This is a genomic window from Geodermatophilus sp. URMC 60, from assembly GCF_053502585.1.
Genome location: NZ_CP199958.1, coordinates 1,362,779 through 1,379,175, shown reverse-complemented (window position 1 = coordinate 1,379,175; position 16,397 = coordinate 1,362,779). Strand labels below are relative to the sequence as shown.

Sequence of the window (16,397 nt, the reverse complement as noted above, 5' to 3'; positions counted from 1 at the left end):
ACCCGCCGCGGCGAGGCCCTCTCCTAGGTCGGCCCCCTCGCCGCGGAGACTCGCCGTGACCGAGAGCGTCCCCGGCGCCCCGCTGACCGCCCCACCGGAGCTGCGTCCAGCCCGCGCCCAGAGGAGCGAGAACCCGTGAGCAGGAACCTGAGCCAGAACCACCCGCACGTCCGGCACCCCCAGCAGCCGTCGCGGATGCCGATCTCCCGCTACGCCCCCTTCACGCCGATCGTGCTGCCCGACCGCACGTGGCCGGAGAAGGTCACCACCGAGGCCCCGCGCTGGTGCGCCGTCGACCTGCGGGACGGCAACCAGGCGCTGATCGACCCGATGACGCCCGACCGCAAGCGGCGGATGTTCGAGCTGCTCGTGCGCATGGGCTACAAGGAGATCGAGGTCGGCTTCCCGGCGGCCAGCCAGACCGACTTCGACTTCGTCCGCCAGCTCATCGACGACGACCTGGTACCCGACGACGTCACCATCCAGGTGCTGACCCAGGCCCGCGACGAGCTGATCGAGCGCACCTTCGAGTCCCTGCGCGGCGCGAGGCAGGCGATCGTCCACCTCTACAACTCGACCTCCACGCTGCAGCGGCGGGTCGTGTTCGACTCCGACCGCGCCGGCATCGTCGACATCGCCGTCCACGGCGCGCAGGTGGTGCGCAAGCTGGCCGAGCAGCTGTCCGGCACCGATGTCTTCTTCGAGTACTCCCCCGAGTCCTTCACCGGCACCGAGCTCGACTTCGCCGCCGAGGTCTGCAACGCGGTCACGGACGTGTGGGAGCCCACGCCCGACCGGCCGACGATCATCAACCTGCCGGCGACGGTCGAGATGGCCGAGCCGACGGTCTACGCCGACCAGATCGAGTGGATGCACCGCAACCTGGCCCGGCGCGACGCCGTCGTCCTGTCGCTGCACCCGCACAACGACCGCGGCACTGCCGTCGCCGCCGCCGAGCTGGGCCACCGCGCCGGCGCCGACCGCATCGAGGGGTGCCTGTTCGGCAACGGGGAGCGCACCGGCAACGTCGACCTGGTGACCCTGGGGCTGAACCTCTTCAGCCAGGGCATCGACCCGCAGATCGACTTCTCCGACATCGACGAGATCCGCCGCACCGTCGAGTACTGCAACCAGCTGGGCGTGCACGAGCGGCACCCCTACGGCGGCGACCTGGTGTACACCGCCTTCTCCGGCTCGCACCAGGACGCGATCAACAAGGGCCTCAAGGCGCTCGAGGCCGACGCGCAGGCCGCCGGCAAGCCGGTCGCGGAGATGCCCTGGGCGGTGCCGTACCTGCCCATCGACCCCAAGGACGTCGGCCGCACCTACGAGGCCGTGATCAGGGTGAACAGCCAGTCCGGCAAGGGTGGCGTCGCCTACATCATGAAGACCGAGAACCAGCTGGACCTGCCGCGCCGGCTGCAGATCGAGTTCAGCGCGGTCGTCCAGCGGCACACCGACGACCAGGGTGGCGAGGTGACCGCCCAGCAGATGTGGGCGGCGTTCACCAACGAGTACCTGCCCGACCCCGACGCCCCGTGGGGCCGCTTCTCGCTGGCCGGCCACCGGCACCAGGCCCACGGCGACGAGCAGCTCGACGAGATGGTGGTCGAGCTCGTGGACGACGGCGTGCCCATGACGATCGCGGGCCGTGGCAACGGGCCGATCGCCGCGTTCGTCGACGCCCTGCGCTCGGTGGACGTCGACGTCCGGGTCCTCGACTACGCCGAGCACGCCATGTCCGCCGGCGGCGACGCCCGCGCGGCGGCCTACGTCGAGTGCGCCGTCGGCGACCGCGTGCTGTGGGGCGTGGGCATCGACCCCAACATCGTCACCGCTTCGCTGCGCGCCGTCGTGTCGGCGGTCAACCGGGCCCAGCGCTGAGGACCGGCGGGGCGGGGCGTCCGACGACTCCCCGCCCCGCCTCCGATCACGGCACCATCGGGAGATGGCCCAGCTGACGCCCTACCTCACCGTGCGCGACGCCCGTGCGGCGACTGCCTGGTACGCCGAGGCCCTGGGCGCCCACCTCGTCGGCGAGCCGTACGTCATGGACGACGACCGCATCGGCCACGCCGAGCTCGACGTCGGCGGGGCGACGCTCTACCTCGCCGACGAGTACCCCGAGCTCGGGCTGGCCGCGCCGGACCCGGGCCGGGTCAGCGTGACGCTGCACCTCGCGGTGCCCGACGCCGACGCCGCGGTCGACCGGGCCGCCGCGGCCGGTGCCACCGTGGAGCGGCCGCCGTCCGACGGGCCGGGAGGGCGCACCGGGGTCGTCGTCGACCCCTTCGGCCACCGCTGGATGCTGCAGACCCCGGCGTCCGCCGCCGCGGAGCCGCGCCCGCCCGTGCGCCCCGGTGACGCGGTGTACCTGACGCTGCGGGTCCCCGACGGGGCCCGCGCCCGTGACTTCTACGAGTCGGTGCTCGGCTGGACGTCGGTACCGGGGCGGGTCCCCGACGGGTGGCAGGTGGACGGCGCGGTGCCGATGGTCGGCATCGGCGGTGGGGACGGTGAGGTCGGCACCGTGCCCGTGTACGCCGTCGACGACATCGAGGTCGCCGTCGCCGCGGTCCGGACGGCCGGCGGGCAGTCCGGCGAGGTCGAGGAGCAGTCCTACGGCCGGACGGCGGAGTGCCGCGACGACCAGGGGCTGCCGTTCTGGCTGGCTCAGCTGGGCTGAGGAAGGACCCGTCCCGGCCATCCTGCCGCTGGGCGGCAGGATGGTCCTTCACGGCGCAAGGCCCTCCGGTGGGGCGTCGCCGGGCTCGTCGCCCCGGTAGCGCACGTCCTGGTGACCGGTGCTGCCGAACTCGTCGACCAGCAGCATGTCGCGGCGGACGTGCCGGCGGCGGTAGGCGACCCGGCTGATCATGTGCGCGCTCACCGGCGCGGTGAGCAGCTGGAAGGCCGCCACGAGCAGCAGCATCCAGGCGTTGGCCCAGCCGTCGAGCCGGATGGCCGCCCCGACCATGACCAGCAGCACGCCGAGGACCTGCGGCTTGGTGCCGGCGTGCATCCGGGACAGCACGTCGGGGAACCGCACCAGGCCCAGCCCGGCGGTCAGGCAGAGCGCGGCGCCGGCCAGCAGGCAGGCGAACGCCACGACGTCGGACAACGCGGTCACGACCCGGCCTCCCGCTCCTCCGCGGCCACCGGCAGGCCGAGGTCCCGGCCGTCCCCGGTGGCCGAGCGCAGCAGCATCCCGCCGACGTAGCGGGCGACCGACACCGAGCCGACGAAGGCCAGCAGCGCCACGACGACCAGCACCGGCACGAGCGTCGGGTCCTGCACGAGCGCGGCCTGGACGGCCAGGCCGGCCGCGATGATCACCAGGAGCGTGTCGGTGGCGACCACCCGGTCCAGCAGCGAGGGGCCGCGTGCGAGCCGGACCAGGGACAGCAGGGCCCCGCCGCCGATCAGCGCGTACAGCGCGAACTCCACGATCGTCACGACGGCGACACCGCCTCGCTCCGGTGCCCGTCGAGGGCGGCGACGTCCGCGGGCGACCCGAACGCCTGGACCAGGCGCCGCTCCACCACCAGCACGTGGGCCTTCTTCCGCTCCAGGTCCTCGAGGTCGCGCGCGGGCAGCACGTGCAGGGTCATGACCCGGTGCTCCCGGTCCAGGTCGAGCACCAGCGAGCCGGGGACGAGCGAGGTGGCCTCGGCGACCATCGTCAGGAGCAGGTCGGAGTCGGCGTGCAGCTGCACCTGCACGATCGCCGTCTGCCGCAGGCCGCCCGGACGCAGGGCCTGCCAGGCGACCTCGGCTCCGGACACGAACAGGTCGACGACGAAGTGGCCGAGGAAGACCAGCAGGGGCACCGGGCGCACCCGGTTGCCGCCCACCACGTGTGGCAGCGGCAGCAGCGTCAGCACGGTGAGCGCGACGAGCAGACCGGAGAGCAGGTTCGCCCAGGACCAGGTGCCCCACAGCAGCATCCAGACCAGCACCAGCCACGCCATCAGCGGCACCTGGTGGCGCAGCCGGGTCGCCGCGGGCTCGACGCTCACGGGACCTCACCCTCCCCGAACACCGACGAGACGTAGGGCGTCCGGTCGATCAGGTCCGTCGCGGCCCGGTCGGCCAGGCCGTACAGCGGTCCGGCCAGCCCGGTGAGGGCCACGGTGAGCGCGACCAGGGCCGCCGTGGCCCCCATCATCGTGCGGGGCAGCGGGCGCAGCGCCCGGACCGCGCCCGCGGCCGGCGGGAGGTCCGCCTCGGACGCCGTCGCCACCGCCGTGTGCCGGCGCCAGGCGTCCTGCAGCGCGGTCCGCGCGGGGCCGTCGGGGGACGCCGTCCCGTCCGGCGACCCCGCACCGTCGGCCGACGCCGGCCGGTGTCGCTCCACGGCGGCAGCGGCTGCGGCCGCGGCGGTCTCCTCGGCGGGCGACTGGCTCGGGGACCGCCAGAAGGCGCGGGTCCAGACGCGGGCGACCGCGAGCAGGGTGAGCAGGCTGGTGACCACCCCGCCGGCGACCAGCGTCAACGCCGCGGCGCTGCCCTCGGCGACCCCGGCCTGCAGCAGGCCGAGCTTGCCGATGAACCCCGACAGCGGCGGGATCCCGGCCAGGTTCATCGCCGGCACGAAGAACAGCACGGCCAGCAGGGGCGAGCGCCGGGCCAGCCCGCCGAGCTTGTCGACCGAGGTGGTCCCGCCCTGGCGCTCGACGAGCCCGGCGACGAGGAACAGCGTCGTCTGGATGGCGATGTGGTGCGCCACGTAGAAGACCGCCCCGGCCAGCCCGGCCGCCGTCCCCAGGGCGATGCCGAACACCATGTAGCCGATGTGGCTGACGAGGGTGAACGACAGCATCCGGCGCAGGTCGCTCTGGGCGACCGCGCCGAGGATGCCCACCAGCATGGTGGCCAGCGCCGCCCACAGGAGCAGGTCGTCGAGCGCGCCGCCGGGGAACAGCAGCGTCTGGGTGCGGATGATCGCGTAGACGCCGACCTTGGTCAGCAGGCCGGCGAAGACCGCGGTGACCGGGGCGGGGGCGGTCGGGTAGCTGTCGGGCAGCCACGCCGAGAGCGGGAAGACGGCGGCCTTGATGCCGAAGGCGATGAGCAGCATCGACTGCAGCAGCACCTGGGTGCCCTCGGGCAGCTCGCCGAGCCGCACCGCCAGCTGCGCCATGTTCACCGTGCCGGTCGCGGCGTAGACCAGCCCGATCGCGGCCAGGAACACCAGCGAGCTGGTCAGGCTGACCACGATGTAGGTGATGCCGCCGCGGATGCGCGCCGCCGTCCCGCCCAGGGTGAGCAGCACGTACGAGGCCATCAGCAGGATCTCGAAGCCGACGTAGAGGTTGAACAGGTCGCCGGCGAGGAAGGCGTTGCCCACGCCCGCCACGAGCACCAGGAACGTCGGGTGGAAGATCGACAGCGGCGTCTCCTCCGACCCGTCGGCCGCGCCCTGACCGACGGCGAAGACGAGGACGCCGAGTGCCACGGTCGAGGCGACCACCAGCATGAGCGCCGACAGCCGGTCGACGACGAGCACGATGCCCAGCGGCACCGGCCAGCCCCCGACGGAGACCGAGCTCGCTCCCTCGGCGTCGGCCAGGAGGAGCAGCACCACCGAGACGGCGAGCACCGCGGCGAGCACGGTCGTGCTGAGGGTGCGCTGGTAGGTCGGGTGCCCGGAGACCAGCAGCGCGCCGGCCGCTCCCAGCAGCGGGAGCAGCACCGGCAGCGGGGCGAGGACCTCGATCACCGGGTGCCGCTCCCCGCAGGCAGGTCGACGTCGTCCGCCAGTTCCTCGAGGTCCTCGGCGAGGCTGTCGGCGTGGCCTGCGGCGCGGTCCTCGGGGGCCAGCTCGTCGGGGTCCAGCTCGTCGGCGTCGAGCGCTCTGCGGGCGGCGACCCGGCGGTCCTCCTCGTCGGTGCCGACCGCCTCGTTGCGGGCCAGCCGCCAGGAGCGGTGGATGATCGCCAGCAGGAACGCGGCGACACCGAAGGTGATCACGATCGCGGTCAGGATCAGCGCCTGCGGCAGCGGGTCGTTGAACGCCTCCGGGTCGGAGTAGCCGAGGATCGGCGCCAGCCCCGCGGGGCCGCCGGTCGACAGCACCAGCACGTTGGTGGCGTTGCCCAGCAGCAGGAAACCCAGCAGCACGCGGGTCAGGCTGCGGTCCAGCAGCAGGTACACCCCCGCCGCGTAGAGCCCGCCGATCACCACCGGAAGCACGATCGTGGGGGTCATCGCAGCACCACCTCCCCGGGGGACAGCTCGATCGGGTCCTCCTGGTCCTCCTGGCGGTCGAGCTCCGCACCCAGGCTGCGCAGCACGTCCAGCACCAGTCCGACGACGATCAGGTAGACGCCGCAGTCGAAGAACAGCGAGGTCACGAGCTTGACGTCGCCGAGCAGCGGCAGCGTCGTCTGCAGGATCGCCGTCTGCAGCACCCCGGCGCCCAGCAGCAGGCCGGCCACGCCTGTGCCGCCGGCGAAGAGCAGCCCGCCGCCCAGCATCAGGCCCGGCGCGACCGGTGCGGCCTCGCCCAGCTCGTAGCGCCCGCCGGCCAGGTAGCGCAGCACCAGCGCCAGGCCGGCGACCAGGCCGCCGGCGAACCCGCCACCGGGCTCGTTGTGCCCGCTGAACAGCAGGTACAGCGAGAAGACCATGATCGTGTGGAACAGCAGCCGGGTGATGACCTCGAGCACGACCGAGCGCCGGGCCGGGTCGAGCGTCGCGGTGGCGGCCAGCCAGCGGTCCCGGGGAGCCCGCCGGCCGCGCTCGCGGCGCTGCGTCAGGTCCGCCCGGGTCACCCGGTCGACGCCGCCGGTGCGTCCCCGGAGGAAGACGAGGCTGGCCACGCCGGTGGCGGCGACCACCAGCAGCGAGATCTCGCCGAGGGTGTCCCAGGCGCGGATGTCGACCAGCGTCACGTTGACGACGTTCTTGCCGCCGCCGAAGTCGTACGCCGGCCCCGCCCAGGCCGCCGACACCGGCGTCGCGGTGCGGGCCGACAGCGCCACCGCGCCCACGGCGGCCATGAAGGCGCCCACGGCGACGGCGATGACGCCTCGGACGGCGCGCTCGCGCGGCCGGTGCCGCTCGGAGATGTCCTTGGGCAGCTTGCGCAGCACCAGGACGAAGACGACGAGGGTGAGCGTCTCGACGAGGAACTGGGTGAGCGCCAGGTCGGGGGCGCCCTGCAGGGCGAAGAGGACGGCGATGCCGTAGCCGGTGACGCCGACGACGAGCACGGCCGAGAGCCGCTGGCGGATCCGCAGGGTCAGCGCGGCGGCGGTCACGACCACGACGCCGACCACCGCCTGCACCGGGGTGTCCCAGGCCCGCCACTCACCCGGCCACGGGGCGCGGGTGAGCAGCAGCGTCCCGGGCAGGGCGAGCACGGCGACCAGGATGGTGCCGAGGTAGGCCGGCAGCGAGCCGCGCTGGGTGGTCCCGGTGACCAGCACCGAGAGCCGGTCGACCGCCTGGACGACGTTCCAGTAGCCCTCGTCGGCCGAGGCCCCCACCGCCACCCGGCGCTGCAGGCGCTGGATCGGCGCGCGGGCGGCGAACAGCGCGGCCCCGCCCGACAGGGTGACCGCGGAGAGCGCGAGCGCCGGCTGCAGCCCGTGCCACAGCGCCAGCTTCTCGTACTCGGGGGCCAGCAGCGGCAGCGTGTCGGCGTATGCCGTGACCAGCGGCGCGAGCAGCGGGCTGGCCGGCCCGGCGACCAGCCCGGTGAGCGCCAGGACGGCGGGTGCCGCGAGGAACAGCGCGCCGGGCGGGTGTGCGAGCTCGGTGTCGGCGACCCCGGGCTTGCGGGCGAAGGCGCCCCACAGGAAGCGGAGGGTGTAGGCGACGGTGAGGACCGAGCCGAGGACCAGGCCGGTCAGCTCGAACGCGGCGGCGGCCCGCGAGGGCAGCCCGCCCTCCCACAGCGCGGTGAAGGCCGCCTCCTTGCCGACGAAGCCGAACATCGGCGGCACGCCGGCCATGGACGCCCCGGCGAGCAGCCCGACGCCGGCGAGCACGGGCAGCCGCCGGCCCAGCCCGGACAGCTTCCGGAGGTCTCGGGTGCCGGTCGAGTGGTCGACGACCCCGACGGTCAGGAACAGCGCGGACTTGAACAGCGCGTGCGCGACGGTCATCGCCAGCCCCGCGGCGGCCAGCTCGCGGCTGCCCCCACCCACCAGCACGAGGAGGAACCCCAGCTGGCTGACCGTGCCGAAGGCCAGCAGCAGCTTGAGGTCCTTCTGGCGCAGCGCGCGGTACCCGCCGACGAGCATCGTGGCGAGGCCGAGCCCCAGCACGACCGGCCGCCACCCCGGGACGTCGGCGAAGCCGGGCGCCAGCCGGGCGACGAGGTAGATGCCGGCCTTCACCATCGCCGCGGCGTGCAGGTAGGCGCTGACCGGCGTCGGCGCCTCCATCGCGGCCGGGAGCCAGAAGTGGAAGGGGACCATCGCCGACTTGGTGACCGCCCCGGCGAGCACCAGCGCCGTCCCGGCGACCATGGCGGTGCCGCTGCCCGGGTCGGCGACGACCTCCGAGAGCAGGAATGAGCCGCTGGCCTGGCCCACGAGGATCAGCCCGACCAGCATGGCCAGCCCGCCGGCGGTGGTCAGGATCAGCGCCTGCGACGCCGCGCGCCGCGCGGCCAGCCGGCGTCCCGACCCGCCGATGAGCAGGAAGGAGAAGACGGTGGTGAGCTCCCAGAACACGTAGAGCAGGAAGAGGTCGTCGGCGAGGACGAGGCCGAGCATGGAGCCGGCGAAGGCGGTGAGGCAGCCGGCGAAGCGGCCGGTGCCCTCCTCGTCCGGGGCGAAGTACCGGGCGCAGTAGACGAGCACCAGCGCCCCCACGCCGGTGACCAGTGCGGCGAAGGTGAGCGCCAGGGCGTCCAGCCGCAGGGCGACGTCGAGGTCGAGCGCGGGGATCCACGGCACCGTCTCGCGCTGCTCGTCGCCGGCGAGCACGGGCCCCAGGCGCGACAGCACCCAGACGAAGCCGGCGGCGGGCACGAGCGCCAGGGCGAGGAAGGCCTGCCGACCCCACCACCGCACGAGGACGGGCGCCAGCACGCCGGCGATGAGGTGGAGGAGCAGCAGGACGAGCACGTGTCTCCGGGAGTCGTTGGGCGGCTCGGGGACACCAGGTACGTCGGTCGACGACGGCCGGCGGTGTCCCCAGCCTACCGGCGCGCCGATCCAGCCGCCGCGGCGGCGGACGGGCCGGGCTGGCCCGGTGCTCCTCTACCCGCGCAGACCGGACCCGACCCGCGGACAGGAGCACCTGCCCCCGAGGAGGACGGGCGGCCTCCTGCGGGGTCCCGCCGCGAGCCTGCGAGCGGTGGGGGCAGGAGGTCCTCTCTCAGCCCTCCGCGACCTCGGCGGCGGTCAGCCAGTCGGTCTCCACCTGGTCCTTCTCGGCGAGCACGGCGCGCAGCCGCTCGTCGAGCTCCAGCACCCGCGCGTGGTCGGTCGCCGCCGCGGCGAGCTCGCCGTGCAGCCGCTCCTCCTCGGCGGTGAGCTTCTCCAGCCGCCGCTCCAGCCGCGCGGCCTCCTTGCGGGCGGTGCGCACCTCACCGGCCGAGCGGGCCGGGGCCGCGGGAGCCGACGGCGCCGGGGCGGCCACGGCGGCCGAGGGCAGTGCTGCCTCTCCCGCCGCGCGGCGGGCCAGGTACTCCTCGACGCCGCCGGGCAGGGCGGCCAGCGACCCGTCGCCCATGAGCGCGACCACCGAGTCGCACACCCGGTCGACGAAGTACCGGTCGTGGCTGACCACCAGAACGGTGCCCGGGAAGCCGTCGAGCAGGTCCTCCAGCGCGGTGAGGGTGTCGATGTCGAGGTCGTTGGTCGGCTCGTCGAGCAGCAGCACGTTGGGCTCGGCCATCAGCAGCCGCAGCAGCTGCAGCCGGCGCCGTTCGCCGCCGGAGAGGTCGCCGACCGGCGTCCACTGACGGGACGCCGGGAAGCCGAACCGCTCGGCCAGGGACGACGCGGAGATCTCCTGGTTCCCGATCCGGGCGATCCGCGCGATCTCCTGCACCGCCTCGAGCACGCGCAGCCGGCCGGGCAGCTCGGTGACGTGCTGGGACAGGTAGGCCGGCGCGACCGTCTGCCCGCGCACCACCCGCCCGCTGTCGGGCTCGGTCTCCCCGACCAGCAGCCGCAGCAGCGTCGTCTTCCCCGCCCCGTTGACCCCCACGACACCGATCCGGTCGCCCGGGCCGACGTGCCAGGTCAGGTCGCGGAACAGGGTGCGCGGTCCGGTGCCCGCCACCGGGTCCCCCGGGACGGTGTGGTCGACGTCCTCCACGTCGTAGACGGTCTTGCCGAGGCGGCGGGCGGCGAAGCCGGCCAGCGCCATCGAGTCGCGCGGCGGCGGCTCGTCCTCGATCAGCGCCTGCGCCGCCTCGATGCGGAACCGCGGCTTGCTGGTGCGCGCGGGCGGCCCGCGGCGCAGCCAGGCCAGCTCCTTGCGGACCAGGTTGAGCCGGCGTTCCTCGGTGACCGCCGCGATCCGGGCCCGCTCGGCCCGGGCGAGGGTGTAGGCCGCGTAGCCGCCCTCGTAGGCGTGCACCCGGCCGTCGGCGACCTCCCAGGTCTGGGTGCAGACCTCGTCGAGGAACCACCGGTCGTGGGTGACGACGACCAGCGCGCCGACCCGGTTCTTCACGTAGCCGGCCAGCCAGGCCACGCCCTCGACGTCGAGGTGGTTGGTCGGCTCGTCGAGCACCAGCAGGTCCAGGGGCCGGACCAGCTGCGCGGCGAGCGCCACCCGCCTCCGCTCGCCGCCGGACATCGGCGCGACCGGGGAGTCCAGCCCCAGCCGGTCGAGCTCCAGGCCGGTCAGCACGCTGCGCACCGCCGGGTCGGCGGCCCACTCGTGCTCGGCGGCGAACAGGCTCCCGGGCAGGACGACGTCGCGCACCGTCGCGCCCGGGGGCAGCGTGCCGGACTGGTCGAGGACCCCGAGGGCGAGGTCGCCGCGGCGGGTCACCCGGCCCGAGTCGGGCTCCTCGCGGCCGGTGAGGACGCCGAGCAGCGTGGACTTGCCGCTGCCGTTGCGCCCCACCACGCCGATCCGCTCGCCGGCGGCGACGCCCAGCGAGACGTCGTCGAGCAGGACGGTGGTGCCGTGTGCCTTGTGCACCCGCTCGAGGTTGACCAGGTTGAGGGGCGCGCTCATCGCCTCCAGTATCCGCGGAGGCGTTCGCCGCGGGGGAGCCGACCACCGTGCCGCATCCCGAGGTGCGCGCGCAGCGCCGCGACGTCGGGGACCTGACGACGCGAGCCGGTGCTGCCGGGGCCGAGGGGGGGCTGCACGCGGGGAGTACCGGCGCGCGGCGCGGCGCGGGGCGAGCTCGGCCGGAACCGGCTCCGACCGGCGCGCTGCCTGGAGTGGCTCTACCGTCGGTGCGGTGCGCCTACCCCTCGTGACCTGGTCGGACGTCGAGCGCCGCGCTCGCGCGGTGCCCGGCGGTCCGGTCACGCGGTCCGGTGGCGACGAGCTGACCGTCCGCGGACTGGTGACCGACTCACGGCGCGTCGTCCCCGGGTCCCTGTTCGCCTGCGTCCGGGGGACGACCAGCGACGGCCACCGCCACGCCCCCGCCGCGGCCGCCGCCGGCGCCGCGGCCCTGCTCGTCGACCGGCCGGTCGACAGCCCCCTCCCCCAGCTGTGCGTGCCCTCGGTCCGGGCGCAACTGGGTCCGCTCGGCGCCCTGCTGGCCGGCGACCCGGCGCGGGCGCTGCGGCTGGTGGGGGTGACCGGCAGCAACGGCAAGACGACGACCAGCGCGCTGCTGCGTGGCGTCCTGGAGGCCGGCGGCGACTGCACCGGCGTGGTCGGCACCCTCGGCGCGCAGGTCGCCGGTCTCTCGTGGGACACGGCCCTGACCACGCCGGAGGCGCCCGAGCTGCACGAACTGCTGGGCGCGATGGTCGAGTCGGGGGCGCAGCGGGTGGTGGTGGAGGCCTCCTCCATCGCGCTCGACATGGGGCGCATGGACGGTCTGGACTTCGAGGTCTCGGTCTTCACCGGCTTCGAGGAGGACCACCTCGACCACCACGGCACCGTCGAGCAGTACTGGGCCAGCAAGGCGCGGCTCTTCGAGCCCGGCCGGACCGCCGCGGGCGTGGTCGTCACAGACGACCCCTGGGGTCGGCGGCTGGCCGACCAGGCAGCGGTGCCGGTGACCCGGGTCGGGTCGGGGGCGGACGCCGACGTGCGGGTGCTCGGCTGGCGGACCGGCGCGGCGGGCACCGAGGTGCTGCTGCAGGACGCTGCCGGCGGGCACCGGGTGCACAGTCCGCTGATCGGCCGGGTGCACGTGACCAACCTGGCCGCGGCCTGGGCGGGCGGCCGGGTGCTGGGCGTCCCGCCGGACCGGATCGCCGCCGGGCTGGCCGCGGTGACCCCACCGCGCGGGCGCAACACCCTGCTCGGCGGGCAGGGGCGGCCGCTCGTCGTCGTCGACTACGCGCACACGCCGCGCGCGCTGGGCGCTGCGGTCGGCACCGCCCGCGACCTCACCGGTCCCGGCGGGCGGGTGCACCTGGTGCTCGGCGCCCGTGGCCGGCGCGACCGCCACAAGCGCCAGGGGCTGGGCGAGTCGGCCCGCGCCGCCGACTGCGTGTGGCTGACCAACGAGGGCAGCCACGGCGAGGACCCGGCCGCGATCCGGTCCGAGCTGCGCGTCGGCCTGCTCGGCTCGACGGCGCTGGTGCGCACGGTGCCCGACCGGCGGGAGGCGATCACCGGCGCGGTGGCGGTCGCCGGGCCGGCCGACGTCGTCCTGGTCGTGGGCCGCGGGCACGAGACGCGGCTGCTGGACACCACCGACCCGCGCGACGCGGTGCACCTGGACGACGCCGAGGTCGCCGCCGCGGCGCTCGCGACCCTGCACGACGAGGACCTGCGCGGACGCGCCTCCTGACGTCCTCCTCGACGCACCGGCGGGATCGGCCACCTCGCACGCCGTGCGGCGCCCAGCCGCGCGGGATCGGCGCTCCCGCCGCTCGGGTCGGCGGCTACCGCGCCGCCGCCGGGATCGGCATGCTGGCCACACCAGCCCGCGAAGGAGGAGCCGCCCGTGCCCGTCTTCCCGCCCATGCCGCTGGCCGAGTGGGCCGACACCAAGGAGACCCTGCACCGGTTCCTGCAGATCGTCGGCAAGCTGCGGCTGGCCAACGCCCCGCGGCGCAACCACTGGTGGCACATCCCGTTCCACCTCACCGGTCGCGGGCTCACCACCCGCCCGATGGGCTTCGACCCGGTCTTCGCGATCGACCTCGACCTCGTCGACCACCGGCTGGAGGTGTCCGTCGCCGACGGACGGCGGGCCTCGTTCCCGCTGCCCGGGCTGAGCGTGGCGGCGTTCTACCGGCAGCTGCTCGACACGCTCGCGGCCCTGGGTCTGCCGGCGGCCGTCGAGATCCCCGTCCCGTTCGACCTGGCCGACCGCACCCCGTTCGCCGAGGACGAGCACCACGCGTCCTACGACCGGGACCGGGTGACCCGCTACTGGCTGGTGCTGGGCCAGGTGGCACAGGTGCTCGAGGAGTTCGCCGGTCGCAGCTACGCCAAGACCAGCCCGGTGCACCACTTCTGGCACACCTTCGACATCGCCGTCACCCGCTTCTCCGACCGGCGGGTGGAGCAGCCCCCGCACGTCGACCCCGTCACCCGCGAGGCCTACTCGCACGAGGTCATCAGCGCCGGCTTCTGGTTCGGCGACGACCAGGTGCCCGAGCCCGCCTTCTACTCCTACACCGCGCCCGAACCGCCGGGTCTGGCCGAGGAGCCGCTGCGGCCGGCTGCGGCACGCTGGATCGACAGCCGCGGCGCGCACCTGGCGCTGCTGCCCTACGACGAGGTGCGCACCGCGGCCGACCCGCGTGCCGTCGTCCTGGACTTCCTGGAGAGCGCCTACGTGGCCGGGGCCCGGCGCGCCGGCTGGGACCTCGCGGCGCTGCGCTGCCCGACCGCGCCGGAGCTCCGATGAACCCGCCGCCGTCCCGTCCCGCCATCCGGAGGTCCGCGCCATGAGCAACCTCGACCGCCGCCCACCCGCCCGCGAGCTGGGCGGGCGGGAGGACACCGCCGCCGGCCCGGTGCTGGACCTGCTGCCGGGCAAGGAGGTGCTGCTCGGCGAGAGCACCCGGGTGCGCCGGCTGCTGCCCACCCTGGGCCGCCGTCTGGTCGGCGCGTGGGCGTTCGTCGACCACTACGGCCCCGACGACATCACCTCCTCCCCCGGCATGCAGGTGCCGCCGCACCCGCACACCGGCCTGCAGACGGTGTCCTGGCTGCTCGACGGCGAGGTGCACCACCGCGACTCGCTGGGCAGCGACGCCCGGATCCGCCCCGGCGAGCTGGCCCTGATGACCGCCGGGCACGGCATCGCGCACTCCGAGCAGTCCCCGGCGGTGCACCCGCGGTACCTGCACGGCGCCCAGCTCTGGGTGGCGCTGCCCGAGGCCGCCCGCGACACCGCCCCGGCTTTCGCCCACCACACGTCGCTGCCCGGCTTCACCTCCGACGGGGTGACCGCGACCGTGCTCATGGGCGGCCTCGGCGGGGCGACCTCGCCGGGAACCGCGCACACCCCGCTGGTCGGCGCCGACCTCGACCTGGCGGCGGGGGCGGACGTCGAGCTGCCGCTGGAGCCGGACTTCGAGTACGCCCTGCTGGCCTCGTCCGGGTCGGCCCGGGTGGAGGACGCGCCGCTGGAGGTCGGCGCGATGCTCTACCTGGGGACCGGACGGCGCAGGGTGCGGGTGCGCGCCGACGAGCCGACCCGGCTGCTGCTGCTCGGTGGCGAGCCTTTCGAGGAGCGGATCGTCATGTGGTGGAACTTCGTCGGCCGCTCCGGCGAGGAGATCGCCGAGTACGCCGAGCGGTGGAACGCCGAGGACGAGCGATTCGGCGCGGTCGTCGGCTACGACGGCGACCGGCTGGAGGCCCCGCCGGTGCCGCCGGTGCCGCTCAAGGCCCGTGGCCGGGTGCGCTGATGACCCTCGACCCCCGGATGATCGGTTTCGTCGCCTCCCGGCACGCCGGCGTGCTGGCCACCCTCAAGCGCGACGGGCGGCCGCAGCTGTCCAACCTCTTCTACGCGTGGGACGACGAGCAGCGGCTGGCCCGCATCTCGGTGACCGCCGACCGCGCCAAGACCCGCAACCTGCAGGCGGACCCGCGGGCGACCCTGCACGTGACCTCGCCGGACTTCTGGACGTGGGTCGCCGTCGAGGGCACCGCCGAGCTCACCCCGGTCGCGGCCGACCCGCACGACGCCACGGTTGAGGAGCTCGTGGCCTACTACCGCACCCTCAGCGGCGAGCACGAGGACTGGGACGCCTACCGCGCGGCCATGGTCGCCGACCGCCGGCTCGTCGTCCGGCTTCGTCCCGAGCACACCTACGGGCAGGTGCGCGGCTGAGGAGGACCCCGTCTCCCCACCTCTCGGAGAAAGGACCCCCTGCCCCCGCCGCCCGAAAGCTCGCGGCGGGGCCCTGCAGGGGGGCTGCGGGGCCCGGGACGGGACCACGGCGAGCCCCTGGACGAGGCCGTGGGCCGGCGCGCCCCCGTCGTACCGGCCCACGGCCCCCTCGGCACCCCTGCCTGCGAGGGGGACCCAGGAGGGGGTCCTCCCGGGTCAGCTCTCCTCGGCCGGCTCCATCACCGACAGCGGCGCGCCCCACGGGTCCTCCACCACGGCGAAGCGGCCGTACTCGGTGTCCATCGGCGCCATCGTCACCTTGCCGCCGCCGGCCTCGACCGTGGCGACGGCGTCGTCGGTGGAGTCGACCGCGAAGCACGCCGTCCAGCCCTTCGGCGAGCCCGGCTGGTGGCCGCCCAGGCCACCGAGCATGCGGTCGCCGGTGGCGAAGGTGCTGTAGCCCTCCGCACCAGGGACCTCGGCCCAGCTGAACCCGAAGACCGCCGTGTAGAACTCGCGCGCGGCGGCCGGGTCGTCGACCGCGGCCTCGCTCCACACCAGCGACCCGTGCTCGTTGAAGATGCGGTAGCCGGTGTGCTCGCCGGACTGCCACAGGCCGAACGCGTTGCCCTGCGGGTCGGCGGCGATGACCATCGTGCCCATCGGCCCGACCTCCATGGGCTCCACGACGACGGTGCCGCCGGCCTCGCGGATGCGGGCGGCCGTGGCCGCGGCGTCGTCGGTCGCGAAGTACGTCGTCCAGCCCGGGGAGTCCCCGGGGTTCATGAGCGGGCCGAGGCCGGCGGCCGGCTCACCGTTGCGGGTGGCGTTGAGGTACCCGCCGTAGTCGGGGTCACCGCCCTCGAACTCCCAGCCGAACAGGCGGCCGTAGAAGTCCTTCGCGGCGTCGATCTCCGAGGCGCCGTAGTCGATCCAGCAGGGGGTTCCGGCCGGCCACGGGGTGTTCCGAGTGGGCATCGCTCCT

The 16,397-nt window shown here is 74.9% G+C and carries 14 protein-coding genes; 6 read left to right on the top strand and 8 right to left on the bottom strand.

All coding sequences use genetic code 11. The features are described from left to right. Positions 1-135: 135 nt before the first annotated feature. Both leuA and ACWIX3_RS06575 read left to right on the top strand, forming a co-directional pair. Positions 136-1,884, top strand: coding sequence for a 2-isopropylmalate synthase (gene leuA / locus ACWIX3_RS06580; RefSeq protein ID WP_448611274.1), 1,749 nt, complete (start codon positions 136-138; stop codon positions 1,882-1,884). Between the two features lie 64 nt (positions 1,885-1,948). Beyond that, complete coding sequence (locus ACWIX3_RS06575; protein WP_448611273.1) at positions 1,949-2,686, top strand: VOC family protein; 738 nt, start codon at positions 1,949-1,951, stop codon at positions 2,684-2,686. A gap of 48 nt (positions 2,687-2,734) precedes the next feature. Here the strand turns inward: ACWIX3_RS06575 and mnhG are convergent, their stop codons facing one another. From mnhG to ACWIX3_RS06540, 7 genes are all read right to left on the bottom strand, one after another. Continuing rightward, on the bottom strand, positions 2,735-3,130 hold the full coding sequence (gene mnhG / locus ACWIX3_RS06570; protein WP_448611272.1) for a monovalent cation/H(+) antiporter subunit G: 396 nt from the start codon (positions 3,128-3,130) through the stop codon (positions 2,735-2,737). Then, positions 3,127-3,456: a monovalent cation/H+ antiporter complex subunit F gene (locus ACWIX3_RS06565; protein WP_448611271.1), complete on the bottom strand. Its 330-nt coding sequence runs from the start codon at positions 3,454-3,456 to the stop codon at positions 3,127-3,129. The genes mnhG and ACWIX3_RS06565 overlap by 4 nt, the downstream gene beginning before the upstream one ends. Further along, complete coding sequence (locus ACWIX3_RS06560) at positions 3,453-4,019, bottom strand: Na+/H+ antiporter subunit E (protein WP_448611270.1); 567 nt, start codon at positions 4,017-4,019, stop codon at positions 3,453-3,455. Before ACWIX3_RS06560 ends, ACWIX3_RS06565 begins: the two co-directional genes overlap by 4 nt. After that, positions 4,016-5,722, bottom strand: coding sequence for a Na+/H+ antiporter subunit D (locus ACWIX3_RS06555; RefSeq protein ID WP_448611269.1), 1,707 nt, complete (start codon positions 5,720-5,722; stop codon positions 4,016-4,018). Before ACWIX3_RS06555 ends, ACWIX3_RS06560 begins: the two co-directional genes overlap by 4 nt. Then, positions 5,719-6,210: a Na(+)/H(+) antiporter subunit C gene (locus ACWIX3_RS06550; RefSeq protein WP_448611268.1), complete on the bottom strand. Its 492-nt coding sequence runs from the start codon at positions 6,208-6,210 to the stop codon at positions 5,719-5,721. The genes ACWIX3_RS06555 and ACWIX3_RS06550 overlap by 4 nt, the downstream gene beginning before the upstream one ends. Beyond that, positions 6,207-9,083, bottom strand: coding sequence for a Na+/H+ antiporter subunit A (locus ACWIX3_RS06545; protein WP_448611267.1), 2,877 nt, complete (start codon positions 9,081-9,083; stop codon positions 6,207-6,209). The genes ACWIX3_RS06550 and ACWIX3_RS06545 overlap by 4 nt, the downstream gene beginning before the upstream one ends. A gap of 253 nt (positions 9,084-9,336) precedes the next feature. Next, positions 9,337-11,157 carry an ABC-F family ATP-binding cassette domain-containing protein gene (locus ACWIX3_RS06540; RefSeq protein ID WP_448611266.1) on the bottom strand — a complete coding sequence of 607 codons (1,821 nt, stop codon included), beginning with the start codon at positions 11,155-11,157 and terminating at the stop codon, positions 9,337-9,339. A gap of 232 nt (positions 11,158-11,389) precedes the next feature. Here ACWIX3_RS06540 and ACWIX3_RS06535 point away from each other — a divergent pair, with 232 nt between their 5' ends. The 4 genes from ACWIX3_RS06535 to ACWIX3_RS06520 all read left to right on the top strand — a co-directional run bounded on the left by ACWIX3_RS06535 (position 11,390) and on the right by ACWIX3_RS06520 (position 15,412). Next, positions 11,390-12,907: a Mur ligase family protein gene (locus ACWIX3_RS06535; RefSeq protein ID WP_448611265.1), complete on the top strand. Its 1,518-nt coding sequence runs from the start codon at positions 11,390-11,392 to the stop codon at positions 12,905-12,907. Between the two features lie 156 nt (positions 12,908-13,063). Next, a complete protein-coding gene (locus ACWIX3_RS06530; RefSeq protein WP_448611264.1) occupies positions 13,064-13,975 on the top strand; it encodes a DUF5996 family protein in 912 nt (303 codons plus the stop codon). Between the two features lie 40 nt (positions 13,976-14,015). Continuing rightward, the gene (locus tag ACWIX3_RS06525) at positions 14,016-14,984 is read left to right on the top strand and encodes a pirin family protein (protein WP_448611263.1); all 969 of its coding nucleotides are present in this window, start codon (positions 14,016-14,018) and stop codon (positions 14,982-14,984) included. Beyond that, the gene (locus ACWIX3_RS06520; protein WP_448611262.1) at positions 14,984-15,412 is read left to right on the top strand and encodes a PPOX class F420-dependent oxidoreductase; all 429 of its coding nucleotides are present in this window, start codon (positions 14,984-14,986) and stop codon (positions 15,410-15,412) included. Before ACWIX3_RS06525 ends, ACWIX3_RS06520 begins: the two co-directional genes overlap by 1 nt. Positions 15,413-15,628: 216 nt before the next feature. On the opposite strand, the gene ACWIX3_RS06515 is transcribed toward ACWIX3_RS06520, so the two are convergent. Beyond that, the gene (locus ACWIX3_RS06515) at positions 15,629-16,390 is read right to left on the bottom strand and encodes a VOC family protein (RefSeq protein WP_448611261.1); all 762 of its coding nucleotides are present in this window, start codon (positions 16,388-16,390) and stop codon (positions 15,629-15,631) included. Positions 16,391-16,397 lie beyond the last annotated feature (7 nt).